The organism is Nocardia sp. NPDC051832 (assembly GCF_040681285.1).
GTDB lineage: Bacteria > Actinomycetota > Actinomycetes > Mycobacteriales > Mycobacteriaceae > Nocardia.
Genome location: NZ_JBFAYL010000009.1, coordinates 155757 through 182744 on the forward strand (window position 1 = coordinate 155757; position 26988 = coordinate 182744).

Consider the following 26988-nt stretch of genomic DNA (forward strand, 5'->3'; position numbering starts at 1 on the left):
AGCAGCACGCATGGGATTCGCACGAACCCCATGCGTGCTGCGCTGCCGTGCCCGCGGGCTACCCGACTACTTGACCGTGTAAATCCAGATGAGCGCGTTGGTCAGCTCGCCGTCCGGGCTCCACTTGTACTGACGGGCCAGGCCCGCGCCGTCGTAGGAGCGGACGAACTCGAGCAGATCCGGTCGGGTCACCTTGCCGCCGTCGATGCCCTTGATCAGGATCGTCGCCAGGTCGTAGGCCTCGACCGAGTAGACCCCGGGCGGCTCGTTGTTCAGGGCCTGGTAGTCCTTGGCGAACTTCTCCGGGGCCGGGCCGCACGGGCAGGTGAGGGTGGCGCCCTTCGCGGCGTTACCGGCCTGCTTGAGGAACTGCGGGTCGTTCACACCGTCGGGTCCGACGAAGACCGACTTGACGCCACCGGACTTCAGCTGCGACGCGAACGGCGCGCCCTCGGCGTAGTAACCGGCGTAGAACACGGCGTCGGCGTTCGCGCCCTTGATCTTGGTGACGGTGGCGGAGAAGTCCTTGTCACCGGCCTTGATGGCGGCCGCGCAGCTCGGGTCCGCGGCGGCGCCGAGGCCTTCCTTGATGCTGCGGGCGAGGCCGGTGCCGTAGTCGCTGTTGTCCTCGACGACGCAGACCTTCTTGTAGCCGGCGGAGTTGACCAGGTACTTGGCCACCGAGGGGCCCTGCACGTCATCGTTGGCCAGGCCGCGGAAGAAGGTGGTCCAGCCGTTCTTGGTCAGGCCGGCGTTGGTGGCCGAGGAGGTCACCGAGACCAGGCCGGCGTCGCTGAGCACCTTGCCGGTCGCACGGGTCTCACCGGAGAAGGCCGGGCCGACCAGACCGATGATCGACTTGTCGTTGACGATCTGCGGGATGACCGAGGTGGCCTTCTGCGGATCGCCTTCGGTGTCGAAGGACTTCAGCTCGATCTTGCAGCCGGGGTTGGCCTTGTTGTGCTGATCCAACGCCAGCTTCGCACCGTTGTTGATGTTGATGCCGAGCTGCGCGTTCGGGCCGGTCAACGCGCCCGCGAAGGCGATCGCCGTACCTGCCGGGCAGGTGGCCTTGCCGTCACCGGCCGGGTCCGCGGCCTTGGCCGCGTCCGTCGCCTTGACTTCCTTGCCGGCGGAGTCCACCTGCACCACAGGCGAGATCGACAGACTGCTGCCGTTCCCCTCCGTGCCGGTGGCCTTCCCGTCGTCGGTCGACTTGTCACTGCATCCGGACAGCACCAGCGCGGCGGCAGCGCTGAAAACCAATGCGCCTCGCGTGGAACGACTGCGCCATGTCGAACTAAGCACGTCTCACCTCTACGTCCTGCTGAACCCTCATCAGGGTGGACCTACTACGTTGGCCCGTCCAGAACATAGCGTTGGTACGTTAGATCCGCATCACATTCGAGTGATGCCGATGACCTTTATTCGAAGGATTTCTGAAGATCGTGTGAAGTCTGAGCAAATTTTCCAGCCCCCAGCGACCGAGGGCTGGAAACGAACTGCTCCGGCTCACTTGGGCGTCAGGTTCTCCAGCACTACCTCGGCTACCGCCTTCATCGTAGTGCGACGGTCCATCGCGGTGCGCTGAATCCACTTGAAAGCCTGCGGCTCCGACAGACCGTGCGTCTGCATGAGCACACCCTTGGCACGCTCGACCAGCTTGCGGGTCTCCAGGCGATCCGACAGGTTCGCGACTTCGCTCTCCAGCGCGGCGATCTCGTGGAAGCGGCTCGCGGCCAGTTCGATGGCGGGCACCAGGTCCGACTTGGTGAACGGCTTCACCAGGTAGGCCATGGCGCCGGCGTCGCGGGCCCGCTCCACCAGATCACGCTGGCTGAACGCGGTCAGGATGACCACGGGCGCAACCCGTCTGGAAGCGATCTCGGCCGCGGCGTCGATACCGTCGCGGCGCGGCATCTTCACATCCATGATGACCAGATCCGGGCGATGCTCCACGGCCAGATCCACCGCCTGCTGACCGTCGCCGGCCTCGCCGACGACGAGGTAGCCCTCCTCGGTCAGCATCTCCACCAGATCCATCCGAATGAGCGCCTCATCCTCAGCAACGACGACTCGCTTCGCCCCGGCGTCGCGCTTCGAGCCGGCGCCCCCTGCTGTTTCACTCATAGGTAGACCCCTCTGGTTCCGATGCCTGTCACGACGCACAGCACGGCAGCCGAGACCGATCTACCCAAGCCTCCGCCCGCCCGCCGCGGGCGTCGAGTGATGTAAAGAGTACCGTTCACCCGCCCTCAGACCGTATATACCCTGCGCAAACCGGGCCGCGGTGACGCAAGTCGCAACCGGTTCGTGGTTTCGGCCGCCGACCGGCTATAGTTCTCTCCCGGTGCTAGCCGATGTGGCGGAACTGGCAGACGCGACGGTCTCAAAAACCGTTATCCGAAAGGATGTGTGGGTTCGAGTCCCACCATCGGCACCGAGGTGGCGGCCCCTTACCGGGCCGCCATTATTCTTTTCACCCCCCTTCGGCCACCGAGTATGTCGGTGGCCGCTGCGATGCTGTGGTCGTCACCGATCGCACGGGAGGGCCGGAGGTGGGGATGGACGCCATGGAGGCGCCGATGGATCTGTTCGCGATCGAGGTCGCGGCGGGGCCGCTGCTGACGGGGTTCGGCGCGCTGCTCGGCGCACGGGCGGATCTCGCGCCCCGGTCGCGCAAGGTCTATCGGGAGCGGGTGCGGGATTTCCTCGCCTGGATCCGCGAGACCGGCGGTTTCGCCGACGCCTTGCACTGCGCCCGCGGCCGCGACCGCGCGGTCGACGCCTATCTCGGTGCGGCCGTGGCGGATCGGGGCGTGGCCGGGCGCACGATCGAACTGAGCCTGAGCGCGTTGAACGCCTTCTACGAATGGCTCGGCCTGGGCCGCCCCGCGGTGCCGCGGGTCATGACCACCCCGGTGGACCCGCGCGCCCTGGCGCTGGCCGAGCAGCGCGCCGTGCTGCGCGCGGCCGCCGCCCGCGGCCCGCGCGCCTACGCGCTGATCGTGTTCGCTCTCGACCTCGCCCTCGGCACCGCCGAACTCGCCGCCATGGATCTGACGGGGTTGGAGCTCGCGAAATGGCCGGGGCAACTGGGGATCCCGGAATCCGCCGGCGGAAGCCGCACGGTGCCGTTGACGCCGGTGTCCCGCGCCGCCGTGGCCGCATGGCTGCCCGAACGCCGCCGGATTCTGCGCGGTGAAGAGCACCGCGCGCTGTTCCTCACCGAACAGGCTCCCCCGCGCCGACTGCTCCAGCGCACGCTCGACGACGTGGTGCGCGGGATCGGCCGCGACGCGGGTGTGGAGTTGTCCGCGGAGGTGCTACGGGCAACCGCGGAGCAGAAGATGCTGCGCGACGGGATCGCCCCCGAGGTGGTCGCGGTCCGCTTGGGCGGACCGCCGACGCGGGCCGCTGCACCGCGCCCAAGGATCACGCGCCGACCGCCGCGCTTGCCGCTGCCCGGCAGCGAACAACTCGAGCTCTTCGACAGTGTCGCCGGATAACGGCAAAGCCGTTGCAGCTCTGGTCTTTCCAGACCGAGAGTGGTTCCCGGGTCGGCTAGGGTGGTGATCATGGCCATGGAATGGCTGGCGATCATCGGCACCCTGAGCGGCGCTGTGGTCGGTGCCGGCACCACACTGCTCGCCGACGTCATCCGGGCGCGGCGCGACAAAGCGCTGCGATCCAACGACATCCAACGCCAGATCTACGTGAAGTTCCTGACCACTGTCGTCCAGACGGACAACGCCATGCAGGCGCTGGCCATCGGCGGACCGACACCGCTGGGCCGCGAGGAGAGCATCGCCGCGTTCCGGTCTCACCATCTGGTCGCCGCCCTACTCGAACTGGAGCTCGTGGCCCCGCACGAGGTGCGCGAATCAGCGCAGCACACGTACGAGCGGTTGCGGGATATCCGAGAAACGCTGGCGACCACCACCCTGACCGTTGGCGGCCCGAACAACGGCTCCCCCGAATGGCACGCTGTCCACCAACCGTTTCGCAGCGCGCTCGAACGGCTGAAAACGGCGATGCGCCAGGAACTCGGCGCCGCAGCGATTCCCGGCCGCACCTCGGGCGCACCCGCGCTCCCCGCCGGCGGCCCGGAACAAACCTGAGCCGACAGCAGACCACCGACCGTGCGGTCGGTATACGGCGCGCTACGTCCAGATGAATATATTTCTGTGCGGGTGTGATTCGGTGCCGAGCAGGTTTTGGAACCCGGGCCGGCGTTTTAGCGTGAGCGCATGCACGTCCTGTTCGTCTGCAATGGCAATGTCTGTAGGTCGGTGATTGCTGAGCGGGTGGCGCGGGCGGTGGCGATCGAATACGAACTGGCGGGGTTGACCGCCGAAAGCGCCGGAACCCGGGCGCTGGTCGGTTTTCCGGTGGAACCGCTTGCCGCGCAGACCATTGCGGGGCTCGGGGCGGATCCGGACGGGTTTCGGGCCCGGAAACTGAAGCCGGAAATGATCGATCGGGCGGATCTGGTGCTCACCATGACCGAGCAGATCCGGGACCAGATCGCCGACATGGGATTCGGGGTGGGCGCCCGGACTTTCACCCTGCTGGAAGCGCATCGGATCGCAAAAGTGACCGGTGCGCACACCATCGCCGAATTACATGACGCGCGAAATGACCTTTCGCTGGTCGGCCGGGAGAACATCGCCGATCCGGTCGGGCTGTCCGACACCGCCTATTGCGAAGTCGGCGACCGCATCGCCGAAGCGCTTGTGCCCCTGCTGGTCGCGCTGGCGCCTCGGGAGCAGAGCCGCCCCGCCCAGGACGAGCCCGGCCTGGTGGTAGGCCCAGTGGCCGGTCCGGCCCCGCTCGCGAGCTTCCTGGCGGCACAGCGCATCCGGTGACACCGGACCCGAAACACCGGACGCGCCGGGCAAATCGCCGTCGCCTCTGTGATTCGTACCAATGCAGGGATTACACTCCCCGCGGACACAATTCCGCCGTTGCTGGTTCGGACACGACAGGAATCGACATGCCGAAACGCATTTCGGATGTTTCGCTCCATGTTTATGTGACACCGGAAACTCTCGACCAGGTGGTCGAGACGGTCCGCGATGTCGTCGACGATCACCTGCAAGACCGTGAAGTGTTCGCCTGGCGATTCACCCTCCCGGTCGATCCGGAGGACCCGGCGCATATCGTCCTGGAATCCCAGTGGCGGGTGGATCATCCCGAAGCCGATCCGGGCGACCGGCGCACCTATGAAATCGCGCTCAGCCTGGTCGGCGCGCCGCGCGATCTCACCGCGCCCGGCCTAGCCGCGCTGGAACGCAGACTGATGCTCGAAACAGCCCGGGCCACAACGGATCTGGAAATTCCCCGGACGATCCGGACGCAACGGCGCGACAGTTTCGACTTCGAATTCGAACGCGAATACCTCTGAACGAAAAACCCCGCCGCCCGAGTGGACGACGGGGCTCCCCGGTCGAGATCTAGCGCGAACGCGCCGGAAAGTGCCGGATAAGGCCTTCCTGCACGGTCGTCGCGAGCAGTTCACCCGAGCGCGAATAGAACCGCCCGGTCGCCAGCCCGCGCGAGCCCGCCGCGACCGGCGACTCGGTGCAGTACAGCGCCCAGTCGTCGAACCGGAACGGCCGATGGAACCAGATGGAGTGGTTCACCGTGGCCGCCACGATCCGGTCCAGGCCCCAGGACAGGCCGTGTGTGGTGATGATCGAATCCAGCACCGTGGTGTCGGACGAGTAGCCCAGCGTCGCAACGTGAATCAGCGGATCGTCCGGCAGGGTGCCGTCCGCCTTCATCCAGACACGGTTGTGGTTGAGCCGCTCCCCGGTGCCTTTGAGGATCCAGGCCGGGTCGTTGGTGTAGCGCATGTCGATCGGATGCGGCGCTTTGACGAACATCTCCAGCTTGTCTTCCAAGCCTTCGAAGCTCTCCTCCACCCGCGGCAGCGTCTCCGGATCGGGCACCTGCGGCTGAGCATGGGAATGCTCCAGCCCCTTGCCCCAGTCCTGGAACGCGGCCAGCATGACGAACAGTTCCTGCCCGTCCTGGCTGGCGGTGACGGTGCGGTTGGCGAAGGCCCGGCCGTCGCGATGGCGGTCGACGCGATATTCGATGGGCTGCTTGGTGTCGCCGCCGCGCACGAAATGCGCGTTCACGGCATGCACCGGTCGATCACCGCAGGTGCGCCCGGCGGCCATGATGGCCTGGGACACCAGCTGCCCGCCGAAGGTGCGGCTCCACACCTTCGCCGGATGCTGGCCGACGAAGACGTCCTCGTCGACCTGCTCCAGATCGAGCAGGCCCAGCAGCACATCGAGATCGGAGGTGCCGGCGGCGGCTCCGAGCCCGACGGAACCGCCTAGGGGTGCAGACAAATCAGTGGTCCTCCTCGCCGATGCGGTGCACGTGGATCAGGTTGGTGGATCCGACAGTACCCGGCGGCGAGCCGGCCACGATGACCACGAGGTCACCTTTCTGATAACGGCCCAGCGACAGCAGTGCGACATCCACCTGATGGATCATCGCATCGGTGCTGTCCACCGTCGGCACGATGAAGGTTTCGGTGCCCCAGGTCAGCGACAGCTGGCTGCGCACCTCCGGCAGCGGGGTGAACGCGAGCAGCGGCAGCGGGGTGTGCAGCCGGGCCAGGCGGCGCACGGTGTCACCGGACTGGGTGAACGCCACCAGCGCCTTGGCGTTGAGCCGCTCGCCGATATCGCGGGCCGCGTAGGAGATCACGCCGCGCTTGGTGCGGGGCACGTGAGTCAGCGGGGGCACCCGGGTCGACTCGGCCTCGACCGCGCTCACGATCCGAGCCATGGTGCGCACTGTTTCGATCGGGTACGCGCCGACCGAGGTCTCACCGGAGAGCATGACCGCGTCGGCGCCGTCGAGCACCGCGTTCGCCACGTCCGAGGCCTCGGCCCGGGTGGGGCGCGAGTTCTCGATCATCGACTCCAGCATCTGGGTCGCGACGATGACGGGCTTGGCGTTCTCGCGCGCCATCTGCACGGCCCGCTTCTGCACGATCGGCACCTGCTCCAGCGGCAGCTCGACACCGAGGTCACCGCGGGCGACCATGACGGCGTCGAAGGCCAGCACCACGGCCTCGAGGTTGTCGATGGCCTCGGGCTTCTCCAGCTTGCCGATGACCGGAACTCGTCTGCCGACCTTGTCCATGATGTCGTGCACCAGCTCGACATCCGACGGCGACCGCACGAACGACAGCGCGATGAAGTCGACGCCCAGTTCGAGCGCGAACTCCAGGTCCTCGATGTCCTTCTCGGACAACGCCGGCACGGACACGTCCATGCCCGGCAGCGAAACGCCCTTGTTGTTGGAGACCGGGCCGCCCTCGGTGACCCGGCAGACCACGTCGTTGCCCTCGACCGCGGTGACCGTCAGGCCGACCTTGCCGTCGTCGACCAGCAGCCGGTCGCCCGGCTTGGCGTCTGCGGCCAGCTCCTTGTAGGTGGTGGAGACGCGATCGTGGGAACCCTCGATCTCGTCGACGGTGATGCGCACCTCTTCACCGGTCGCCCACATCGTCTTGCCCTCTTTGAAACGGCCGAGCCGGATCTTCGGGCCCTGCAGGTCGGCGAGAATGCCGACCGCGCGGCCGAGATCGTCGGAGGCCGCACGCACCTTCTTGTAGTTCTCGGCATGGTCGGCGTGCTCACCGTGGCTGAAGTTCAGCCGCGCTACGTCCATACCGCTCTCGACGAGTTCGCGGATCCGTTCCTCGGTGGCAGTGGCCGGGCCGAGCGTGCACACAATCTTCGTCCGTCGCATCACGGGTTAGAGCCTAATCCCGTCGGGGTACCAGGTGCTGCCGTGGCCTCGGTGAAAAGTGGGTGAAAATAATGAACCGCAGTTTGGGCGAAGCTACGAGCGAGCCACATGCCGAGACAGTCGCGTCTCCAATCGGGTCTGTCCGAAGCCCAGGACCAGGCAGATCGCCCAGTAGTAGACCGCGGCGACACCGTAGAGGGCGAAGAAGTCGAACGTGGGCGCCGCCGCGATCTGCGCGGTCCGCAACAATTCGGTGACCAGGATGGTGGACGCCAGCGAGGTGTCCTTGACCAACGAGATCAAGGTGTTCGACAGCGGCGGCACCGCGATCCGCGAAGCCTGCGGCAGGATGATCAGCCGCATCTCCTGCGCGTAGGACATGCCCAGCGCCTCGGCCGCCTCCCACTGACCGTGCGCCACCGACAGGATCGCGGCGCGCACCACCTCGGCTGCGTACCCGCCGACATTGAGGCTGAACGCCACGATCGCCGCCGGGATCGGATCCAGCGTGATCCCGAATTGCGGCAGACCGTAGAAGATGATGAACAGCTGCACCAGCAGCGGCGTGCCCCGGATGATCGAGATGTAGAACCGGGCGGCCGCCGAGAGCAGCCGCACCGGTGACATCCGGGCCAGCGCCACGAACAGCGCGATGGCCAAGCCGATGACGAAGCTGACCGCGGTGAGCGGCAGCGTCATCTGCACTGTGGCCTTCAACATCGGCCACAGGTTCTGCCAGATCAGCTCCTTCGTATTCGCATCCACCAGCGGTTACTTGCTGACGTCGGTGCCGAAGTACTTCTCGGAGATCTTCGCCAGGGTGCCGTCGGCACGCAGATCGTTGAGCGCCTTGTCGACGTCGCCGATCAGCGCGTCACCCTTGCGGGCGGCGAAAGCCTGCTGGCTGGTTTGGCCGGTTTTGCCCGCCACCTTCACCCCGGTGTCACCGGTCTTCTTGGTGTACTCCGCGACCGCGAGGGTGTCGTTCAGGGTGGCGTCCACGCGGCTGTTCTTGAGCAGCTGGATGGCCTGCACGAAACCTTCCACCGATTCGACCTTGGCGCCCGCCTGGGTGGCGACCTTGCCCCAGTTGGAGGTCGCGGACTGGGCGCAGGTCTTGCCGCTCAGATCGGCCAGCGTGCTGATGCTGTTGTTGTCGGCCTTGGTGACGATGACACCCTCGGAGGTGGTGTAGGACTGCGAGAGCGCGTACTTGTTCTTGCGCTCGTCGTTGATGGTCACCTGATTGGCGACCAGGTCGAAGCGCTTGGACTCCAGGCCGGCGAAGATCGCGTCCCACGGGGTCTGCACGAATTCCACCTTGCGGCCCAGCTTCTGGCCTACTGCCTCGATGATCTCGACGTCGTAGCCGGTGAGCTTGAGACCCGGCCCCTGGAAGCTGAACGGAGCGTAGGTGCCCTCGGTGCCGACCTTGAGCACGGACGAATCGTCGCTGCCACAGGCGGACAGCCCGGTGGCGGCGACGATGGCGAGCATGGCGGCGGCGAATAGCTTGCGGCGCATCGGGATCCCTCATCTCTTAAGCGCAAAATCCGACCCAACCTACTCCGGGTCCATTGCGTTGCACAGTAACGCGATCTTGCCGCACGAAACACTTGACACAACGAAAACACCCCACTTCTGAACGAAGTGGGGTGTTGTGCTGTCGAAGTCTAGCCCTCGCGCAGCGGACGTCCCTGCGCGTCGGGCACGCTGCCCATCAGCATCTGGATGCCGTCGATCAGCGGCCAGATGCCGCCGATGCCACAGGTCAGCCAGACCACCGCGATCTGCGCGATGGCGAGGTTGGTGTGGCCGGTGTAGAAGCGGCCCGCGCCGAACGCGCCGAGGAAGATCTGCAGCAGGCCCGCGACCAGCTTCTGCTTGTCGGAGAACGGAACCCCGTACATGTCGCGGCCGTACGGCGCTTCCGGATCCATGCCCGGCATGCCGCCGTACGGAGCGGCCGGCGGGTAGCCACCGGGCTGGCCGTACTGCGGCTGACCGTACTGCGCCTGCTGCGCGTACGGATCCGACGGCGGCTGGCCGTACTGCGGCTGCTGCGCATACGGATCCGACGGCTGCTTGCTCAGATCAGGACCCGTACCGGGCGGGCCGTACTGTGGCTGGCCGCCGTATCCAGGATTGTTCTGGTAAGGGTCGGTCACTAAATGTCCTCCTCATTCGTGCGCGGGTACCCCTTGCCGGCCCCCGGCTTTCGTCGATCTGCCGAACGGGGCGAACAAGCTACCCGCGACGATCAGGTGACATTCTTGCCCGAATCACCCGATTTTGTCGCATCGATCCCCGACGACTCGGCCGCCGGCGTGGTATCGCCGGTCTCCGGATCCTTATCGCCGGTGGTCTCGGATTCGTTTACATCGGGCTCGGATTCTTTTTCCGGCGCAGCGGATTCGGCGCCCGCCTGGCGCAAGGCGCCGATCTGCCAGGGCCAAGGCCGCTCCATCCCGCCCGGCTGCAACTGCGCCGGGGTCTCCCGGCCGCGGGTGGCGAACACGAAATAGGCGATGGCGGCGAGGAATACGAGCGCCGCGGTGAAGGAGTTGATCCGGATACCCGCGATGTGGGTGGCCTCGTCGTCGCGCAGCAACTCCACTACGAAGCGGCCGACGCAGTAACCCGCGACGTAGAGCGCGAACAAACGCCCGTGCCCGATCCGGTAGCGCTTGTCGATCTGCACCAGCAGATAGACCACCAGCACGTTCCACACCAGCTCGTACAGGAAGGTCGGCTGCACGACCTTCTCGGCGATCCCGTTGGAGACGCCGTTCATCATGTCCAGCTTGCCGTTGTCGTCGAAGCGCGGGTAGATCTCCAGGCCCCACGGCAGGTCGGTTTCGCGGCCGTAGAGCTCCTGGTTGAAGTAGTTGCCGAGCCGGCCGATGGCCTGCGCCAGCAGGATCGGCGGCGCGATGGCATCGCCGAAGGCGGGCAACGGGATTCGGTACACCCGGCAGCCGATCCAGGCGCCGACGCCGCCGAGGAAGACCGCGCCCCAGATGCCCAGGCCGCCCTGCCAGATATAGAGCGCCTCGATCGGGTCCTTGCCGGCGCCGAAGTACTTCTGCCAATCGGTCGCCACGTGATAGAGGCGGCCGCCGATCAAGCCGAAGGGCACCGCGAACATCGCGACGTCGAGGACTGTCCCCTGCTGCCCGCCGCGCGCCTGCCACCGCTTGTCACCCCACCAGATGGCGACGATGATGCCGATGATGATGCACAGGGCGTAGGCCCGCAGCGGGAGCGGCCCGAGGTGCCACACCCCCTGCGGCGGGCTGGGGATGTAGGCCAGCACGCTGGTTCCGGCCGCCGCGGTGTCTGCCAAGGCTTGTACGGTCACGCTGGCCACCGTACCGGGGCCCGGCGCGCGCCGGGACGACGGGCGGTAGCCGCTAGGAGGAGACCGTGGCCGAGCGCACGCCCTCGGCGAGTTCGGCGGTCAAAGCACGCACCGCGTCCAGGCTTTCGCCCGCGGCGCTGACCAGAGCCGAGCCGACGATGACGCCGTCCGCGTAGGAGGCGATCTCCGCCGCCTGCGCGCCGGAACGCACGCCCAGGCCGACACCGATCGGGATATCGGAGTGCGCGCGGACCCGCGCGCACAGCGCGGGCGCCATCGACGACACCGCGTCCCGGGCGCCGGTGACGCCCATGGTGGAGGCCGCGTAGATGAAGCCGCTCGACGCCTCGAGCGTCTTGACCAGACGCTCCTCGGTGGAGGAGGGCGCGACCAGGAAGATGCGATCCAGATCGTGTGCCGCCGAGGCGACGAACCAGTCGTCGGCTTCCTCGGGAATGAGATTGGGGGTGATGAGGCCCGCGCCGCCCGCACCGGCGAGGTCGCGCGCGAAGCGGTCCACGCCGTACTTGAGCACCGGGTTCCAGTAGGTCATCACGACCGCCTGGCCGCCGGCCTGGGTGATCGCCTCGACCACGGTGAAGACGTCCTTGACCCGCACGCCGCCGCGCAGCGCCTGCTCGGCGGCCTGCTGGATGGTGGGGCCGTCCATCACCGGATCGGAGTAGGCGACGCCCACTTCGATGATGTCGCACCCGGATTCGACCATCGCCTTGCACACCGCGATGGAACCGTCGAGATCCGGGTAGCCCGCGGGCAGGTAGCCGATGAGCGCGGCCCGGTTCTCCGAGCGCGCCGCGGCGAAGGTGTCCGCGAGGCGGGACTGCTGGCTCACTTCTGCTCCTCGGCGTTCTCGTCGATCAGCCCGAACCACTTCGCGGCGGTGTCCATATCCTTGTCGCCGCGACCGGACAGGTTCACCAGGATGATCGCGCCCTCGCCGAGCTCCTTGCCCAGCTGCAGCGCGCCCGCCACCGCGTGCGCGGATTCGATCGCCGGGATGATGCCTTCGGTGCGGGACAGCAGCAACAGCGCGTCCATCGCCTCGGTGTCGGTGATCGGCCGGTACTCGGCGCGGCCGACATCCTTGAGGTAGGCATGCTCCGGGCCGACGCCCGGGTAGTCCAGACCGGCCGAGATCGAATGCGATTCGATGGTCTGGCCGTCCTCGTCCTGCAGCAGGTACGAGTACGCGCCCTGGAAGGCGCCGGGCGTGCCGCCGGTGAAAGTGGCCGCGTGCCTTCCGGTTTCGACGCCGTCACCGGCCGCCTCGAAACCGATCAGCCGCACGTCCCGGTCTTCCAGGAAGGGATGGAAGATGCCGATCGCGTTGGAACCGCCGCCGACACAGGCGACGACCGCGTCGGGCAGCCGCCCGGTCTGGGTCAGCACCTGGGCGCGCGCCTCCATGCCGACGATGCGCTGGAAATCGCGCACCATCATCGGGAACGGGTGCGGGCCCGCGGCGGTGCCGAAGCAGTAGTAGGTGTCCTCGGCGTGGGATACCCAGTCGCGCAGCGCCTCGTTGATCGCGTCCTTGAGGGTCTGCGAACCGGTATCCACCGAGACCACCTCGGAGCCGAGCAGCCGCATCCGGGCCACGTTCAGCGCCTGCCGGGCGGTGTCGACCGCGCCCATGTAGATGACGCACTCGAGTCCGAGCAGCGCGCACGCGGTGGCGGTGGCGACGCCGTGCTGGCCCGCGCCGGTCTCGGCGATGACCCGGGTCTTGCCCATTCGCTTGGCCAGCAGCGCCTGACCGAGCACATTGTTGATCTTGTGCGAACCGGTGTGGTTCAGATCTTCGCGCTTCAGCAGGATGCGCGCGCCACCGGCGTGTTCGGCCAGCTTGGTGCACTCGAACACCGGCGACGGGCGCCCGGTGTAATCGCGCTGCAGCCGATCCAGCTCGTCGAGGAAGTTCGGATCCAGCCGGCACTTCTCGTATTCGGCGGTGACCTCTTCGATCACGGCCATCAGCGCCTCGGGCACATGCCGCCCGCCGTAGACGCCCCAGTGGCCGCCCGGATCGGGTTCGTGCGCGCTCTTGTCGTGGACGCCGTCGCTGGCCTTGGGCAGAGCGCTCATCACCGGCCCCGCCGCGCCGGCTTCGGGCAGGAGGGGTGCGTACCGGCGGTCACCAGCTGCAGGACCGCGGCCCGCGGGTCGCCACTGGTCACCAGGCCCTCGCCGACCAGTACGGCATCGGCACCGGCGCCCGCGTAGGCGAGCAGATCGGCGGTGCCGCGGATGCCGGATTCGGCGATGCGGATGACCTCGGTGGGTAGGCCCGGCGCGATGCGCGCGAACACGTCGCGGTCCACCTCGAGGGTCTTGAGGTTGCGGGCGTTCACGCCGATCACCGAGGCGCCGGCTTCCAGCGCGCGGTCGGCCTCTTCTTCGGTGTGCACCTCGACCAGGGCGGTCATGCCCAGCGATTCGGTGCGATCGATCAGCGCGGAGAGGGTGTCCTGTTCCAGCGCCGCCACGATCAGCAGGATGACGTCGGCGCCGTGGGCGCGCGCCTCGTGGATCTGGTACGGGCCGACCACGAAATCCTTGCGCAGGATCGGGATCGACACCGAGGCGCGGACCGCGTCCAGGTCGTCGAGCGAACCGCCGAAGCGGCGGCCCTCGGTGAGCACGGAGATGATCCGGGCGCCGCCGTCCTCGTAGGCCTTGGCGAGGCTGGCCGGGTCCGGGATGTCGGCCAGCGCGCCCTTGGAGGGCGAAGACCGCTTGACCTCCGCGATCACGCCGATGCCGTCTTCGAGGAGCGCGGCGCGCGCGTCGAGCGGGGCGGGGACCTTGGTCGCGGCGGCTTTGATGGCCTGGAAATCCAGGAGGGCTTCCCGAGCGGCCACATCCGCGCGGACCCCGTCGAGAATCGAGTCGAGTACCGTCATCTGGCTCGAATCCTTTCTGGGGAGACGGACTTGCTGCCTGAGAATCCCCCCAGGCGCTGTCTCACCGATGCTGACAAAGAATAAATGGCGGGCAGTTTCCCGGTCGCGCCGGGGTTGGGCTGGCGACGCGCGGGCCGCTCGCGAATTCGAGGCAATCGGGCGCCGAAAGTGGTAGCGGTCACGTCAGCCGGCCTTGCCGCCGGGCGAATCAGTGGCCTGCGCACCGGGTTTCGGGCTGTCGTCGGTGGGGTCGGCGCCGGCGTCGAGCGCGTCCCAGAGCACCCGCTCGGAGAGACCGCCGTCCGGTTTGTCCGCGGTGCGCTGGTTTTCGACCTGCTCGGTGGCCGCCTCGCGGCGCGTCACCGGATTGTCGTATTTGCCCGACAGTTGAGCGCTCTCGCGCGGCATGCGCGCGAGCAGGACGCCTGCCGCGAACGCCGCCAGCGCGGCCACCAAGGACAGGGCGGGGCCCAGCGGCGAGGTGAAGCCGTCGGTGTAACCGGCGCGTGCCGGTAATTCCGCCAGCGCCATGGCGCGTCCCGGGAGATCCCCGGACCCGGTGAACAAGGCGAACGCGGGGACCGCGGTCACCGCGGCGATCAAGGCGACGAGCACACCGATCAGGCGCCGCGGCCAGCCACGGGTGGCCAGGACAGCGGCAACCGCGGCCAAGAGCACCAGCGCCAACGGAGTGAGCGCACCGAACCAGACACTGCCGGTGAGGTGGTCTGTGCGGGGCTCGGTAAGGCCGTCGGAGGACGAGACCGTGTACCAGGTCAAACGGGACGAGGCCCACATCAGGGCGGCGGCCGCCACCATCAAGGCGATCGGGCCGCGGACCCCGTTCCGGGGAGACGCGGCGGCTGGATCAGGTTCAGCAGTCATGCGGATCAGCCGTTCTCACTTCGAATTTCGGCCCCGTAGGCCCGCACCGTCTTGGCCGCGGCGATGGCCTTGAGCACAGCCATCGCCTTGTTGCGGGATTCCACGTCCTCGTAGTCCGGGTCCGAATCCGCGACCACGCCCGCGCCGGCCTGCACGTAGGCGGTGCCGTCCTTGATCAGCGCGGTACGGATGGCGATCGCGGTATCGGCGTCCCCGGCGAAGTCGAGATAGCCGACCACGCCGCCGTAGATGCCGCGCCGGGTCGGTTCGAGCTCCTCGATGAGCTCCATCGCCCGGACCTTCGGCGCGCCGGACAGCGTGCCCGCCGGGAAACAGGCGCGCACCGCGTCGAGCGCGATCTTGCCGGGCGCCAGCCGGCCGGACACCGTGGACACCAGGTGCATGACGTGGCTGTAGCGCTCGATGTGGCGGTACTCGGTGACGCGCACCGTGCCCGGCTGGCAGACCCGTCCCAGATCGTTGCGGCCCAGATCGACGAGCATCAGGTGCTCGGCGTTCTCCTTCTCGTCGGCGAGCAGGCCCTTCTCCAGCAGCAGGTCGTCCTCTTCGGTGACGCCGCGCCAGCGGGTGCCCGCGATCGGATGCGTGGTCGCCACGCCCTCTTTCACGGTGACCAGGGCTTCCGGGCTGGAACCGACGATGGAGAACGCGGTGCCGCCCTCACCGTCGGGCACGTGGATCAGATACATATACGGGCTCGGGTTCGAGGCGCGCAGCATCCGATACAGATCCAGCGGCGAACCGTCGTAGTCCATTTCGAAGCGCTGCGAGAGCACCACCTGGAACGCCTCGCCCGCCTCGATCTCCTTCACCAGGCGGCGCACGCCCGCACCGAACTCGTCGGTGGTGCGGCGGCGGCGGTATTCCGGTTCGGGCTGATCGAAGACCGAGACCGTGGACGCCGCGGGCGCGGCCAGCGCTTCGGTCATCCGGTCCAGGCGGGCGAGGGCGTCGTCGTAGGCCGCGTCCACGCCCTCGGTGGTGCCGTTCCAGTTGACGGCGTTGGCGATCAGCGTGATCGCGCCCTCGTGGTGATCGAAGGCGGCGAGGTCGGTGGCCAGCAGCAGGACCATCTCGGGCAGTTCCAGATCGTCGATGGCCTGGTTCGGCAGACGTTCCATCCGCCGCACCGCGTCATAGCCGAGGTAGCCGACCATGCCGCCGGTCAGCGGGGGCAGGCCGGGTAGGCGTTCGGTCTGCAGCAGTTGCAGGGTCTCGCGCAGCGCTTCCAGCGGGTCGCCGCCGGAGGGCGCGTCGGCCGGAATATTGCCGAGCCAGGCGGCTTCGCCGTCGACCACGGTCAGCGCGGACGGGCTGCCGGCGCCGATGAAGGACCAGCGCGACCAGGAGCGACCGTTCTCGGCGGACTCGAACAGGAAGGTGCCCGCCCGGTCGCCGGCCAGCTTGCGGTAGGCCGAGAGCGGAGTCTCGGAGTCCGCCAGCACCTTTCGGATCACCGGGACCACCCGGTGCTCCGCGGCCAGAAGATGGAACTGTGCGCGGGTCGTGGTGGTGGGAGTGGACGCGGCAGGCATTGCACCATCATCCCAAGCGCGACTGTCCGCTCTGCGCTCGGGCCGGTCGGCGGCGCGACCACGCTCCCGGCAAACCGCGCGAGCCGGTCAGGTCCAACCGACCGGTTTTCATGCCCCGGAAGGGCATGTGCCCACCGTCACTACACTCGCTGCGTTCCACCTTCAACCAGCTGGATCCCAGTCACGCGGTACCGAAGATCGAGAGGAGACAATTGATGTACCCCTCGCAGCAGGCGGGGCCGGAGGGCCGGCACGCAGCGCCGGGCTCCATGCCCGGCCAACCCCCGCGGATGGTCGGCATGAACGGCATGGGCGGCCCTCAGGTCGCCAGTACCTACAACGCGCTCGCGTCGTTCGTCACCTACGTGAAGGCCCTCGAGTCGCTGGACCGCAACCACTTCCCGGACGAGTACGCCGATCACAGCGACCGCATCCGGGAACTGAAGCCGTTCCTGCGCGCCCACGGCATCCTCGATGTCATGGATATCAAGAACCCCGAGGTCGCCGCCCTCATCGGCGTCTGAATTCACCCGTCCCGCATCCCCGGCAGCCCGGCCGCTCCCCCCTCGTCACGGCCGTGGCCGCCGGGGATGCGTGGTTTTTCGGTACTGTCCGCTGCTATGCAGACAGGCCAGCTCGCTCCCCAGTTCGAGCTCCCCGATCAGACCGGCGCCACCCGCTCCCTCGACGACCTGCTCGCCGACGGCCCCGTGGTGCTCTTCTTCTATCCCGGCGCGAACACCCCGGTGTGCACCAAGGAGGCGTGCCATTTCCGGGATCTCGCCGCCGAATTCCAGGCGCTCGGCGCGAGCTGCGTGGGCATCAGCGCGGACCGGGTGGAGGTCCAGGCCGGATTCGCCGAGCGGCAGCGGCTGGGTTACCCGCTGCTGTCGGATGTCGACGGCAAGGTGGCCGAGCAGTTCGGGGTCAAGCGCGGCTTACTCGGCAAGTTCGCGCCGGTCAAGCGGCAGACCTTCGTCATCGGCGCCGATCGCGTCGTCGGGAAGGTGATCACCGGTGAACTGCGCGCCGACGTGCACGCGGACGAGGCCCTGAAGTATCTGCGGGACAACGCCCGGTAAACCTGCCGGTTTTGTACGAAACGCCGGGCGCGATACCTCCGTTCTAGCTGGTCAGAGGCTTACGCTGCCATCATGACGATGCGCGAGGGGCAGCCGGTCGACACACCATCCAAGGCGTCGACCTGGCGCGGGCGACTGATCGGCTCACTGGTCGTGGTCGCGATCCTGGTGGTCGCGTACTTCATTCTGAGCGCCTTCATCCCGCGCTGGTGGGCACAGCGCCTAGCCGAGACGATCCACGGCAGCTTCTCCAAGGGCATCTGGTGGGGACTGCTGCTCGGCGGCCTGTGCACCCTCGTCCCCCTGCTCCTGCTGCTGTTCGCCGGAACGATGTGGCGGCGGCGCGGCGGCAAGTTCATCGCCGGCGCGGCCGCCGTGCTCGGCCTCGTCGTGGCCTTGCCGAATCTCATGACCCTGACGATCGTGTGGGGCGGGAACAACGCCGCGCACGCCGGTGAGCGGGTGCTCGATGTCGACGCCCCCGCCTTCCGGGGGGCCACCCTCGTCGGCTTCCTCCTCGCCCTCGCGATCTTCTTGTTCGTCGCCTTCCTCGACGTGCGCCGCGGCTGGCGCCGCCGGCGGGCCGCCAAAGCCGCTGCGAATACCACCGCGATGGACCCGGACACGAAGGCGACACGCCATGAAGCACTGTGAAAGCTCTCACCGTCTGAAGTAAGTCTGTGCCGGTCGAGCGAAATCGTGGCAAACTCGATGGCGCGGGTGACTGTGAACAACTGACGGACCCACGTCACTTCGCTCGAGAGAAGGCGCACAGTGACGAAGTGGCTCAACCCCGTTGAACAGCGAGCTTGGCGCGCGGTCGTCGCGCTGATGACCCGGCTGCCGAGCGCCTTGGATACCCAGTTGCAGCGCGAGTCAGGGGTTACCCATTTTGAGTATTGGGTCCTGACTCTGCTGTCCGAAGAACCAGGTCATCGCCTACAGATGAGCGACCTGGCCAGCAAAGCTAATTCGTCGCTATCGCGTTTGTCGCATGTGGTGTCGAAGCTGGAGCGGATGGGGTGGGCCGAGCGCTCCACCCAGGCGGGCAAGCGCGGAGTGCAGGCGGTGCTCACCGACGCGGGATATCAGAAGGTCATCGCGGCGGCGCCGGGATATCTGGACGCGGTCCGGCACCTGGTTTTCGACGGGCTCAGCCCCGAGGAGAGCGCACAGCTGGCCGAGCTCAGCGAGATCCTCGCCAAGCGCCTCAGCGAAGCGCTCACCCAGAATCCGGACGACTAGTCCGACGCCCCGAGCAGCACATCGCTGTCGAAGCAGGTGTGCGTGCCCGTGTGACAGGCCGCGCCCTCCTGATCGACCACCAGCAGCACGGTGTCACCGTCACAGTCGAGCCGGACCTCGTGCACGTACTGCGTGTGGCCGGAGGTCTCGCCCTTGACCCAGTACTGCTGCCGCGAACGCGAGTAGTAGGTCGCCTTCCGGGTGGCCAGCGTGCGGGCCAGCGCCTCGTCGTCCATCCAGGCGACCATCAGCACGTCACCGGTGCTCTTCTCCTGCGCGACCGCGGCGACCAACCCGGCCTCGTTGCGCTTGAGCCGGGTGGCGATGGCGGGATCCAAGCTCATCGGACCACGATTCCTTCCGCGCGCATGGAGTCCTTGACCTGACCGATGGTGAGGTCGCCGAAGTGGAAGACGCTCGCGGCCAAGACCGCGTCCGCGCCCGCGTGCACCGCGGGCGCGAAGTGCTCGAGGGCGCCCGCACCGCCGCTGGCGATCACCGGCACGGTGACCGCGGCGCGCACGGATTCGATCATCTTCAGGTCGAAGCCGGCCTTGGTGCCGTCGGCGTCCATCGAGTTCAGCAGGATCTCACCGACGCCGAGTTCGGCGCCGCGCACGGCCCATTCGACGGCGTCGATGCCGGTGCCGCGCTTACCGCCGTGCGTGGTGACCTCCCAGCCGGAGGGGGTCGGGGGCTGGCCTTGCGGGACGGTGCGCGCGTCGACCGAAAGCACGATGCACTGCGAGCCGAACCGCTCCGACATCTCGCGCAGCACCTCGGGCCGGGCGATCGCGGCGGTGTTCACCGATACCTTGTCCGCGCCCGCGCGCAGCAGCCGGTCCACGTCCTCGACCGTGCGCACGCCGCCGCCGACGGTGAGCGGGATGAAGATCTGCTCGGCGGTGCGGGTGACCACGTCGATCATGGTGCCGCGGTCGCCGGTGGAGGCGGTGACATCGAGGAAGGTGAGCTCGTCGGCGCCCTGGGCGTCGTAGGTGGCGGCCAGCTCGACCGGATCACCAGCGTCGCGCAGATTCTCGAAGTTGACGCCCTTGACTACCCGGCCCGCGTCCACGTCCAGGCACGGGATCACGCGTACCGCCAAAGTCATAGCCTCATCCTTCGCTGTCGTTCTCGTCGCTCACCGCGGAAATCATCTCGAGCAGTTCTTCGTGCACCCCGGGCGCCGCGGCCAGTACCGAACCGGAGGTGATGGTCCAGGGTTCGCCGGCCAGATCGGTCACCACGCCGCCGGCCGCGCGGACCAGCGCGACACCGGCCGCGTTGTCCCACGGATGATGTCCGAACACGATCGCGCCGCCCAGTATTCCGGCGGCGGTGAACGCCAGGTCGATGCCGGTGGAGCCGTGCATGCGGACCCGCGAGGACAGGCTGCTCAGCGGGCCGAGCAGGTCGAAGCGGAACCGGCCGGGGATGCGGCCGTTCGAATCGATGTTGAACGCGCCGAACCCGATCATCGCCTCGGCCAGCTTGCTCTGCGGCAACCGCGGCATCGGTTCACCGTTGAGCAGGACCGGGCCCGCAGCGGTGGCGGCGTAGCTCTGGCCCAGGATCGGCAGCCAGGTCAGGCCGAGCAGCGGCACGCCGTCGTGGACCAGCGCGAGCAGCATGCCCGCGAGCGGATGACCCGAGGAGTAGTTGAACGTGCCGTCGATCGGGTCGAGGACCCACGCGGTGCCGGAGGTCAGCTGCGGACCGCCGAACTCCTCGCCGTGCACCTTGATTCCGGTGCGATGTTCCAGCTGACCGGAGATGGTACGTTCCAGCTCCAGATCCAGTTCGGTCGCGAAGTCGTTGCGGCCCTTGGTGACCGCGCTCGGCGCGCCGATGCCCTCGATGAACCGCGGGATGGCGGCATCGAGGATTTCGCTCGCGATGTCGAGCAGTCCGGGTAGGTCGGCGATCGGGTCGGCGGCCATCCGGATCAGCGCACCGCGGCGAGTGCCTCGGGCAGCGTGAACCGGCCCGCGTACAACGCCTTGCCGACGATGGAGCCTTCGACGCCCTCCGGGACGAGCCCGGCGATGGCGATCAGGTCCTCGACCGTGGAGACGCCGCCGGAGGCGATGACCGGGGCGTCGGTGGCCGCGCAGACCTCGCGCAGCAGGTCCAGGTTGGGGCCGGTCAGGGTGCCGTCCTTGGTGACGTCGGTGACGACGTAGCGGGTGCAGCCGTCACGTTCCAGGCGTTCGAGCACCTCCCACAGATCGCCGCCGTCGCTGACCCAGCCGCGGCCGCGCAGCCGGTACTCGCCGTCGATGATGCGGACGTCCAGGCCGACTGCGATCTGGTCGCCGTACTCGCCGATCGCGCGGGCACACCAGACCGGGTCCTCCAGCGCGGCGGTGCCCAGGTTGACCCGCGCGCAGCCGGTGGCCAGCGCGGCCTTCAGGGATTCGTCGTCGCGAATGCCGCCGGACAGTTCGACCTTCAGGTCGAGCTGACCGATCACCCCGGCCAGCAGTTCCCGGTTGGAGCCACGGCCGAAGGCCGCGTCCAGGTCGACCAGATGCACCCATTCGGCGCCGCCCCGCTGCCACTCCAGGGCCGCCTCCAGCGGCGAACCGTAGCTGGTTTCGCTACCGGCCTCCCCCTGCACGAGGCGCACGGCCTCACCATTGGCGACATCGACAGCAGGTAGCAGCACAAGACTCACTCGTCGCAGTTTAGTTGCTCGGCCGGGCTCCGCCGTCCTCGGGCGGGCCTGCGCAAACGTGTCTTCCAGAACTTGTTGGCGTCACCCACGATCTGTTATGTTGGCTCTACCAACGTTGGTTGGGCCAATATATTCTCGAAAGGCCGAGTCCATGACCAAGATCCGCCGCTCCCTCGCTCTCGCCGCGCTGCCGCTGACGCTGCTCGCCACCGCCTGCTCCACCGCCACCGCCACGCGGGACGACACCGGGCGCACAGTCCGGGAACTGCTGGACCGCGACCAGATCAGCACCCTCATCGACCAGCTCGGCGTCACCTTGGACGAAGGCCGCTTCGAGGACCTGCGCACGATCTACACCGCCGAGGCCACCGCGCACACCCCGGGCGGCGTCGCGACGGGAATAGCGGCGGTGATCGCGCAAGCGAGCCGGAACCACGACCCGAGCAAGAAGATTCAGCACGTCCTCACCAATGTGCTGATCACCCTGCACGGCGATACCGCCGAGGTCCGGACCAATGTGGTCGCCACCTTCGCCCCCGCCGGCGACGGCGCCCGGCTCGCGCCCGAGCCTGAATACACCCTCGGCGGGGTCTACCGGTTCGACGCGGCACGCACCGCGCAGGGCTGGCGGCTGGCGTCGGTGCGGATGAGCCCGCTGTGGTCCACCGGCATCCGGCCGTGACTCAGGACGCGAGCACTCGGGCGCGGTAGCAGGCGAGGGCGGCGGCCACGGCGAATACCGCCGTGGCCAGCGCCGCGGCAATCCGGAAACCCTGGCCGATCAGGAATTCCGTTGCCGCGGCTTCGATTTCGCCGAGAGTGTGCTGATCGCGGTCGTCGAACAGGATGCTCGCACGCGGCCACTGGTACAGGATCGACAGCAGGAATTGCCCGCTGATCAGCGAAACCAGTGAGGCGGCGACCCAGACTCGGGCGCGTCGAGCCCACAGGGCCGTGGCGAACGCGGCCAGGGCGCACAGCGTCAGGACCATGCCCATCGGGCGCATCACGTCGCCGACGGCGATCACGCTCATGAAGTCCTCGGTCATGGCCAGCGACTCCGGGATATCTCGGAAGATATTCGGATACAGCAGCATCGTCTCGGCCGCGGTGGTGGCGAAAGCGAACGCGGCAACCACCGAGTACACGCTCAGCACGGTCAGCGGAATAGTGATCGACTTCATAACGGCCTCCTGGACCGACGCTAGATTCTCCGGCGTCGGCGCGGATCCGGCATCAGCCCCCATATCGGCTCGGGGTCTACCCGGATATCGCGAAAACATCTGCGTAGACGGGTGATCAGCGAAGACCTAAGATCAACTTCTTCGCATCTGCGGGGGAGTTGATCGCTGCTTGCCGCAGCCCGGGGGAAAGTCCGACCGTGCACGACCAATCCGACCTGCCCGCGGCGCCGGCCGAACCTGGCGGCCCGACTCCGGGACCCGAAACCGCCAGGGGCGCTTCGGATCTCGAACCACTGACCAGCTACCCGTTACCGCCCGGACCGATGGTGCCCTTCGATCCGGTTCCCGTGCGGGTCAAACCCCGGCGACGCTGGCTGGTGCCGCTCGTGGTGTTCCTGGTGACCGTCCTCGCTGCCGCGGGCACTGCCACCGGCTACTTCCTGACGCGTCCGGAGCCCCTGAAATGGGCTGTGGGAGATTGTGTTTCGCTCACGACGCCGACCGTGCCGACCGAATACGGGTGCGAGGACTACACCGGGGCGCGGTATCGCATCGCGTCTCGGGAACCGGTGGTGTGGCCGCTCGACACGGCCTGCGCGAAATATCCCGACGTCACGAAAGCTGTCGCCGAGCCGGTCGGAACCGGGACGGAAGCCGAGACGGTGCTGTGCCTGACGCCGACGCGGTACAACAAGTCGGATCCGGGTGCGGTGGCGGTCGGCGACTGCGTCGATGTCAAAGGCGCGGGTGACACGATCCTGCGCGGCACCTGCGTCATGAACGGCAACTCCGCCCGCGTCATCGCCACCGAGCTGCACAACAAGGTGCCGGTCGTCGACCAGGCTTGCCGCGCTCATCCGGCAACCCGGCAAGCCTTCGCGCAAGCCTCGCTCGGCGGGCGCGCGATCGTGCTGTGCACGGTTCCGGTCAACCCGTCCGATATCGGCAACGCCCAGATCGGCAGTTGCATCACGCTGAACGTCCGGGGACTGACGGACTGCGCGGGACCGGACGCGCAATACCGGGTCCTGACCGTGCGCACGCTGTTCCATCGCCTCGAGCGACCGCAATGCCTGGACGCGCCCAGCTCGATCGGCTTCTCCATGAACACCAGCGAGAAGGTCGACTTCGTGCTGGCGCTGTGCATGGGACCGGTCGAGAACGACCACGCCCTCTACGCCAATGTCGGCGAGTGCCTCACCAAGTCCGCGGGGGACGGCAGCGGCGCCGGCGCCAAGCGCATCGACTGCGGCGATCCCGCGGCCGACAGCGAGGTCATCGCCCGCATGATCGAACAGGACGGCGCCTGCCCAGGCGACTGGACGTCGAAGATCAGCTGGGACGCCGACATCACCAACGGCATGACCGTCTGCCTCCGCCGCCGGTAGACCTCACCCGGCCTGCGGCGCTTCCCGCATCAACCGCGCGAAAGCCCGCAGGCCGGCCAGGATCTCCTGCTGATCGGTGGCCCCGTCCAGCGCCGCGTCGAACCGCGCGCCCAAACCCGTCATCCGCTGATCGACCGCGTTCGCCCGCGCCAGCAGATCCGCGTGATCCCGAGCAACCGCCTCCCGCATCGACCGCTGTTCCGCGCGCGCCCGCTCATCCTGCCGCCGCACGTCATCGCGCAGATCATCGATCTGCCGCGCCTCCGAAACCTGCCAGGCCGCCAAGCCGGTCTCCAGCGCCTCCAGCTTCTCCCCCACCGCTGTGACCTGCCTCCGCAACTCCAGCACATCATCGGGCGGATAGGAGATATCGCGCGAAATCGCCGCGATCCGATACCGCAGATACCCGAAATACGCTGCCGCAGGCCGCAATACGATACTCACCAGAAAGAACCCCGCCACCAGGTAGGCGACCGAATACCCCGACACCAGCGCGACCCCCGCAGCCACCAGCGCCGAAACCACATGCGCACCGATCGCAACCAGCAACAGCCGCCGGGCGAGCCCTCGCACCTCCTGCTCCCGCTCCGCCGGCACCACGACATCGCGCCCCCGCACCACCTCGATCCGATGCTGCGCCCGCCGCGCCGAAAAGTACAGATTCCACGGCACCGTAACCACAACAACGATCCAGAAGAATGCCACGAACCCCAGCACCGCCCCCACCACGGCCGCCACCTCCACGTCCCCCCAAATCAGCAGCGCGGCAACAACCACCGCCACCCCGCTAGCCGCCCAGAACAGTCCCCAGTACTTACTCATCCCCCAACACTCCCGAATCCCCATCCCCGCCACCACCGTACGACTACTCGAGCCACCCCAGGTATCCGTACACCGTCAGTGGGACATGACCGTGCCGAACGCCGGGATCGCCTCTCCGTGATGTCCCACCAAACGGCCGAGATCTCGAAGGCTGGTTACATGCGGTGGGGGGCGGCTATGCCGAGGAGGGTGAGGCCGTGGGTGAGGGTGTGGGCGGTGAGGTGGCAGAGGGCCAGGCGGTTGGGGCGGGTTGGGGTGGGGGCGGTGAGGATGGGGCAGGTTTCGTAGAAGGTGGTGAAGGTGCGGGCGAGGTTGTAGAGGTAGGTGCAGAGGCGGTGGGGTTCGAGGGATTCGGCGACTTGGGTGATGGTGTCGTTGTAGTCGTCGAGTTCCAGGGCGAGGGCGCGTTCTTCGGGCTGGAGGGGGATGGTGGGGTCGATGGCTGGGGTGGGGGTGTTGGCTTTGCGCAGGATCGAGTGGATGCGGGCGTGCGCGTATTGCAAGTAGACGCCGGTGTTTCCGGTGAGCGCGACCATTCGGTCGAGGTCGAAGGTGTAGTCCTTGACCCGGGAGGTCGAGAGGTCGGCGTATTTCACCGCGCCGATACCGGCTTGCTCGGCGATCGCGTCGAGTTCGGCGGCGGGCAGGTGCGGGTTCTTTTCCGCGACGATGGCGCGGGCGTGGGCGACGGCGTCGTCGAGTAGGTCCATCAGGCGGACAGTGCCGCCGGCGCGAGTTTTGAACGGCCGGCCGTCCGGGCCGAGGACGGTGCCGAACGCGATGTGCCGGACCTCGGTGGCGGACGTGAGCCAGCCTGCGCGCCGGGCCGTTTCGAAGATCAGCTGGAAGTGCAGGGCCTGGCGAGAGTCGGTGACATACAGCAGCCGCTCGGCGTGCAGTTGTGCGAGGCGATACCGGATGGTGGCGAGGTCGGTGGTGTCGTAGCCGTAGCCGCCGTCACCCTTGCGGACCATCAGCGGGACCGGTTTGTCATCCGGGCCGGTGACCGCTTCGGAGAAAACGACCAGCGCGCCGTCGCTGTCGACCGCGATGCCTTTGTCCTCGAGCTCCGCGATGGTTTCGGCGAGCATGGGGTTGTAAAAGGATTCCCCCACATAGTCATCCGCGCTGAGCAGCACTCCGAGCCGCGCATAGACAGCGTCGAAAGCTTTCTCCGATTCCGCGACGATCGCTGTCCAGGCGGCGCGGGTGGCCGGGTCACCGGATTGCAGGGCGACTACCCGAGCGCGGGCCCGGTCGGCGAATTCGGTGTCGGCGTCGAACTCCTTCCGGGCAGCCCGGTACAGCGTGTCGAGGGCCGACACCGCGCTGGAACCAGCCCCTACCTCGTCCTGGTGCCAGTGCGCGTCGGGATGTTCGTCGAGGTACTGAATCAACATCCCGAACTGAGTCCCCCAGTCCCCCAAGTGATTCTGACGAGTCACTACAGCACCGAGAAAATCCAGCACCCGCGCCAGACTGTCCCCGATAATCGTCGTCCGCAGATGCCCGACATGCATTTCCTTCGCCACGTTCGGCGCCGAGTAATCGATCACCGTCCGCCGGCCTGCCTCCGACGCCGCGATCCCCAACCGCGGATCACTCAGCCGCGCCGCTACCTGTGCCCAGATAACGTCATCGGCGACACCGATATTCAGAAACCCAGGCCCGGATACCGCCACCGATGCCACTGACGCGCCCAAGACCGCGGCGATCTCCCCCGCCAGCTCCATTGGTTTCTCCCGCACCCGCTTCGCCAGCGGCAGCGCGACATTGGATTGGAAATCGGCCCGATCCGAACGTCGAACTATCGGATCCGCCCCCGCCAGGTCGGGTCGCACGCGCCGCACCGCCTCCGACACCGCGGCAGCAATCTGCCCGAGCAACGGCAGCACTTCGGATCCCGGATTTTCCATCTGCCTACCCTCGCACTCAGCGCTGGACAGTTCCACTGAATAACCCAGTGGACAAAGATGCAGAGAATGCGGAAAGGCCCCCAACATTGTTGGGGGCCTTTCGCAATGATGTTCCGGCGGTGTCCTACTCTCCCACACCCTGTCGAGTGCAGTACCATCGGCG

The 26988-nt window shown here is 67.6% G+C and carries 30 protein-coding genes and 1 tRNA gene; 11 read left to right on the forward strand and 20 right to left on the reverse strand.

Annotation, left to right across the window (positions count from 1 at the left end; genetic code table 11):
- Positions 1-66 precede the first annotated feature (66 nt).
- Entirely contained in the window at positions 67-1266 is a 1200-nt protein-coding gene (locus AB0M14_RS37245) for a branched-chain amino acid ABC transporter substrate-binding protein (RefSeq protein WP_365004737.1), read from the reverse strand.
- Between the two features lie 246 nt (positions 1267-1512).
- Positions 1513-2130, reverse strand: coding sequence for an ANTAR domain-containing response regulator (locus AB0M14_RS37250; protein WP_356978618.1), 618 nt, complete (start codon positions 2128-2130; stop codon positions 1513-1515).
- 226 nt (positions 2131-2356) lie between these two features.
- Between AB0M14_RS37250 and AB0M14_RS37255 the strand changes: the two genes are divergently transcribed.
- From AB0M14_RS37255 to AB0M14_RS37275, 5 genes are all read left to right on the forward strand, one after another.
- Positions 2357-2440, forward strand: a tRNA-Leu gene (locus tag AB0M14_RS37255).
- Between the two features lie 124 nt (positions 2441-2564).
- Positions 2565-3509: a site-specific integrase gene (locus AB0M14_RS37260; protein WP_365004742.1), complete on the forward strand. Its 945-nt coding sequence runs from the start codon at positions 2565-2567 to the stop codon at positions 3507-3509.
- Between the two features lie 69 nt (positions 3510-3578).
- On the forward strand, positions 3579-4121 hold the full coding sequence (locus AB0M14_RS37265; protein WP_365004745.1) for a hypothetical protein: 543 nt from the start codon (positions 3579-3581) through the stop codon (positions 4119-4121).
- 129 nt (positions 4122-4250) lie between these two features.
- Entirely contained in the window at positions 4251-4868 is a 618-nt protein-coding gene (locus AB0M14_RS37270; protein ID WP_365004748.1) for a low molecular weight phosphatase family protein, read from the forward strand.
- A gap of 128 nt (positions 4869-4996) precedes the next feature.
- Positions 4997-5407 (forward strand): hypothetical protein, encoded by a 411-nt coding sequence (locus tag AB0M14_RS37275; protein WP_365004750.1) that lies wholly within the window; start codon positions 4997-4999, stop codon positions 5405-5407.
- Between the two features lie 49 nt (positions 5408-5456).
- Here AB0M14_RS37275 and AB0M14_RS37280 read toward each other — a convergent pair whose 3' ends face one another.
- The 11 genes from AB0M14_RS37280 to AB0M14_RS37330 all read right to left on the reverse strand — a co-directional run bounded on the left by AB0M14_RS37280 (position 5457) and on the right by AB0M14_RS37330 (position 16508).
- The gene (locus AB0M14_RS37280; RefSeq protein WP_365004752.1) at positions 5457-6365 is read right to left on the reverse strand and encodes an acyl-CoA thioesterase II; all 909 of its coding nucleotides are present in this window, start codon (positions 6363-6365) and stop codon (positions 5457-5459) included.
- A 1-nt stretch (position 6366) separates the two neighbouring features.
- Positions 6367-7785: a pyruvate kinase gene (gene pyk, locus AB0M14_RS37285; RefSeq protein WP_365004755.1), complete on the reverse strand. Its 1419-nt coding sequence runs from the start codon at positions 7783-7785 to the stop codon at positions 6367-6369.
- Positions 7786-7875: 90 nt separating this feature from the next.
- Positions 7876-8547, reverse strand: coding sequence for an amino acid ABC transporter permease (locus tag AB0M14_RS37290; protein WP_365004759.1), 672 nt, complete (start codon positions 8545-8547; stop codon positions 7876-7878).
- A gap of 6 nt (positions 8548-8553) precedes the next feature.
- Entirely contained in the window at positions 8554-9306 is a 753-nt protein-coding gene (locus tag AB0M14_RS37295) for an amino acid ABC transporter substrate-binding protein (RefSeq protein ID WP_365004762.1), read from the reverse strand.
- A gap of 149 nt (positions 9307-9455) precedes the next feature.
- Positions 9456-9950 (reverse strand): NINE protein, encoded by a 495-nt coding sequence (locus tag AB0M14_RS37300; protein WP_365004765.1) that lies wholly within the window; start codon positions 9948-9950, stop codon positions 9456-9458.
- 92 nt (positions 9951-10042) lie between these two features.
- Complete coding sequence (gene lgt, locus AB0M14_RS37305) at positions 10043-11143, reverse strand: prolipoprotein diacylglyceryl transferase (RefSeq protein ID WP_365004768.1); 1101 nt, start codon at positions 11141-11143, stop codon at positions 10043-10045.
- 52 nt (positions 11144-11195) lie between these two features.
- Entirely contained in the window at positions 11196-11996 is an 801-nt protein-coding gene (gene trpA, locus AB0M14_RS37310) for a tryptophan synthase subunit alpha (protein WP_365004771.1), read from the reverse strand.
- On the reverse strand, positions 11993-13249 hold the full coding sequence (gene trpB, locus AB0M14_RS37315) for a tryptophan synthase subunit beta (protein ID WP_365004774.1): 1257 nt from the start codon (positions 13247-13249) through the stop codon (positions 11993-11995). The genes trpA and trpB overlap by 4 nt, the downstream gene beginning before the upstream one ends.
- Entirely contained in the window at positions 13249-14067 is an 819-nt protein-coding gene (gene trpC, locus AB0M14_RS37320; protein ID WP_365004777.1) for an indole-3-glycerol phosphate synthase TrpC, read from the reverse strand. The genes trpB and trpC overlap by 1 nt, the downstream gene beginning before the upstream one ends.
- 183 nt (positions 14068-14250) lie before the next feature.
- Complete coding sequence (locus AB0M14_RS37325; protein ID WP_365004779.1) at positions 14251-14952, reverse strand: TIGR02234 family membrane protein; 702 nt, start codon at positions 14950-14952, stop codon at positions 14251-14253.
- Positions 14953-14957: 5 nt separating this feature from the next.
- The gene (locus AB0M14_RS37330) at positions 14958-16508 is read right to left on the reverse strand and encodes an anthranilate synthase component I (protein WP_365004782.1); all 1551 of its coding nucleotides are present in this window, start codon (positions 16506-16508) and stop codon (positions 14958-14960) included.
- 215 nt (positions 16509-16723) lie between these two features.
- Between AB0M14_RS37330 and AB0M14_RS37335 the strand changes: the two genes are divergently transcribed.
- From AB0M14_RS37335 to AB0M14_RS37350, 4 genes are all read left to right on the forward strand, one after another.
- A complete protein-coding gene (locus tag AB0M14_RS37335) occupies positions 16724-17032 on the forward strand; it encodes a hypothetical protein (RefSeq protein WP_365004785.1) in 309 nt (102 codons plus the stop codon).
- Positions 17033-17128: 96 nt separating this feature from the next.
- Positions 17129-17590 (forward strand): peroxiredoxin, encoded by a 462-nt coding sequence (locus AB0M14_RS37340; RefSeq protein ID WP_365004788.1) that lies wholly within the window; start codon positions 17129-17131, stop codon positions 17588-17590.
- Between the two features lie 72 nt (positions 17591-17662).
- Entirely contained in the window at positions 17663-18244 is a 582-nt protein-coding gene (locus AB0M14_RS37345; RefSeq protein ID WP_365004791.1) for a permease, read from the forward strand.
- Between the two features lie 177 nt (positions 18245-18421).
- A complete protein-coding gene (locus AB0M14_RS37350; protein WP_365004853.1) occupies positions 18422-18835 on the forward strand; it encodes a MarR family transcriptional regulator in 414 nt (137 codons plus the stop codon).
- Here the strand turns inward: AB0M14_RS37350 and hisI are convergent.
- From hisI to priA, 4 genes are read right to left on the reverse strand one after another with little or no spacing between them, the layout of a single operon-like run.
- Positions 18832-19179 carry a phosphoribosyl-AMP cyclohydrolase gene (gene hisI, locus AB0M14_RS37355; protein ID WP_365004794.1) on the reverse strand — a complete coding sequence of 116 codons (348 nt, stop codon included), beginning with the start codon at positions 19177-19179 and terminating at the stop codon, positions 18832-18834. The genes AB0M14_RS37350 and hisI overlap by 4 nt on opposite strands.
- Entirely contained in the window at positions 19176-19949 is a 774-nt protein-coding gene (gene hisF / locus AB0M14_RS37360; RefSeq protein WP_365004797.1) for an imidazole glycerol phosphate synthase subunit HisF, read from the reverse strand. Before hisF ends, hisI begins: the two co-directional genes overlap by 4 nt.
- 4 nt (positions 19950-19953) lie before the next feature.
- A complete protein-coding gene (locus tag AB0M14_RS37365; protein WP_365004800.1) occupies positions 19954-20778 on the reverse strand; it encodes an inositol monophosphatase in 825 nt (274 codons plus the stop codon).
- 5 nt (positions 20779-20783) lie between these two features.
- Positions 20784-21515 (reverse strand): bifunctional 1-(5-phosphoribosyl)-5-((5-phosphoribosylamino)methylideneamino)imidazole-4-carboxamide isomerase/phosphoribosylanthranilate isomerase PriA, encoded by a 732-nt coding sequence (priA, locus tag AB0M14_RS37370; RefSeq protein WP_365004804.1) that lies wholly within the window; start codon positions 21513-21515, stop codon positions 20784-20786.
- Between the two features lie 151 nt (positions 21516-21666).
- On the opposite strand from priA, the gene AB0M14_RS37375 reads away from it, so the two are divergent.
- Positions 21667-22197: a nuclear transport factor 2 family protein gene (locus AB0M14_RS37375; protein WP_365004807.1), complete on the forward strand. Its 531-nt coding sequence runs from the start codon at positions 21667-21669 to the stop codon at positions 22195-22197.
- A gap of 1 nt (position 22198) precedes the next feature.
- Here AB0M14_RS37375 and AB0M14_RS37380 read toward each other — a convergent pair whose 3' ends face one another.
- The gene (locus AB0M14_RS37380; RefSeq protein ID WP_365004809.1) at positions 22199-22699 is read right to left on the reverse strand and encodes a hypothetical protein; all 501 of its coding nucleotides are present in this window, start codon (positions 22697-22699) and stop codon (positions 22199-22201) included.
- 197 nt (positions 22700-22896) lie between these two features.
- Between AB0M14_RS37380 and AB0M14_RS37385 the strand changes: the two genes are divergently transcribed.
- A complete protein-coding gene (locus AB0M14_RS37385; RefSeq protein WP_365004812.1) occupies positions 22897-24087 on the forward strand; it encodes a hypothetical protein in 1191 nt (396 codons plus the stop codon).
- A 3-nt stretch (positions 24088-24090) separates the two neighbouring features.
- Here the strand turns inward: AB0M14_RS37385 and AB0M14_RS37390 are convergent, their stop codons facing one another.
- Together AB0M14_RS37390 and argS are read right to left on the reverse strand one after the other, a co-directional pair.
- The gene (locus AB0M14_RS37390) at positions 24091-24909 is read right to left on the reverse strand and encodes a hypothetical protein (protein ID WP_365004815.1); all 819 of its coding nucleotides are present in this window, start codon (positions 24907-24909) and stop codon (positions 24091-24093) included.
- 155 nt (positions 24910-25064) lie between these two features.
- Positions 25065-26825 (reverse strand): arginine--tRNA ligase, encoded by a 1761-nt coding sequence (gene argS, locus AB0M14_RS37395; protein WP_365004817.1) that lies wholly within the window; start codon positions 26823-26825, stop codon positions 25065-25067.
- Positions 26826-26988 lie beyond the last annotated feature (163 nt).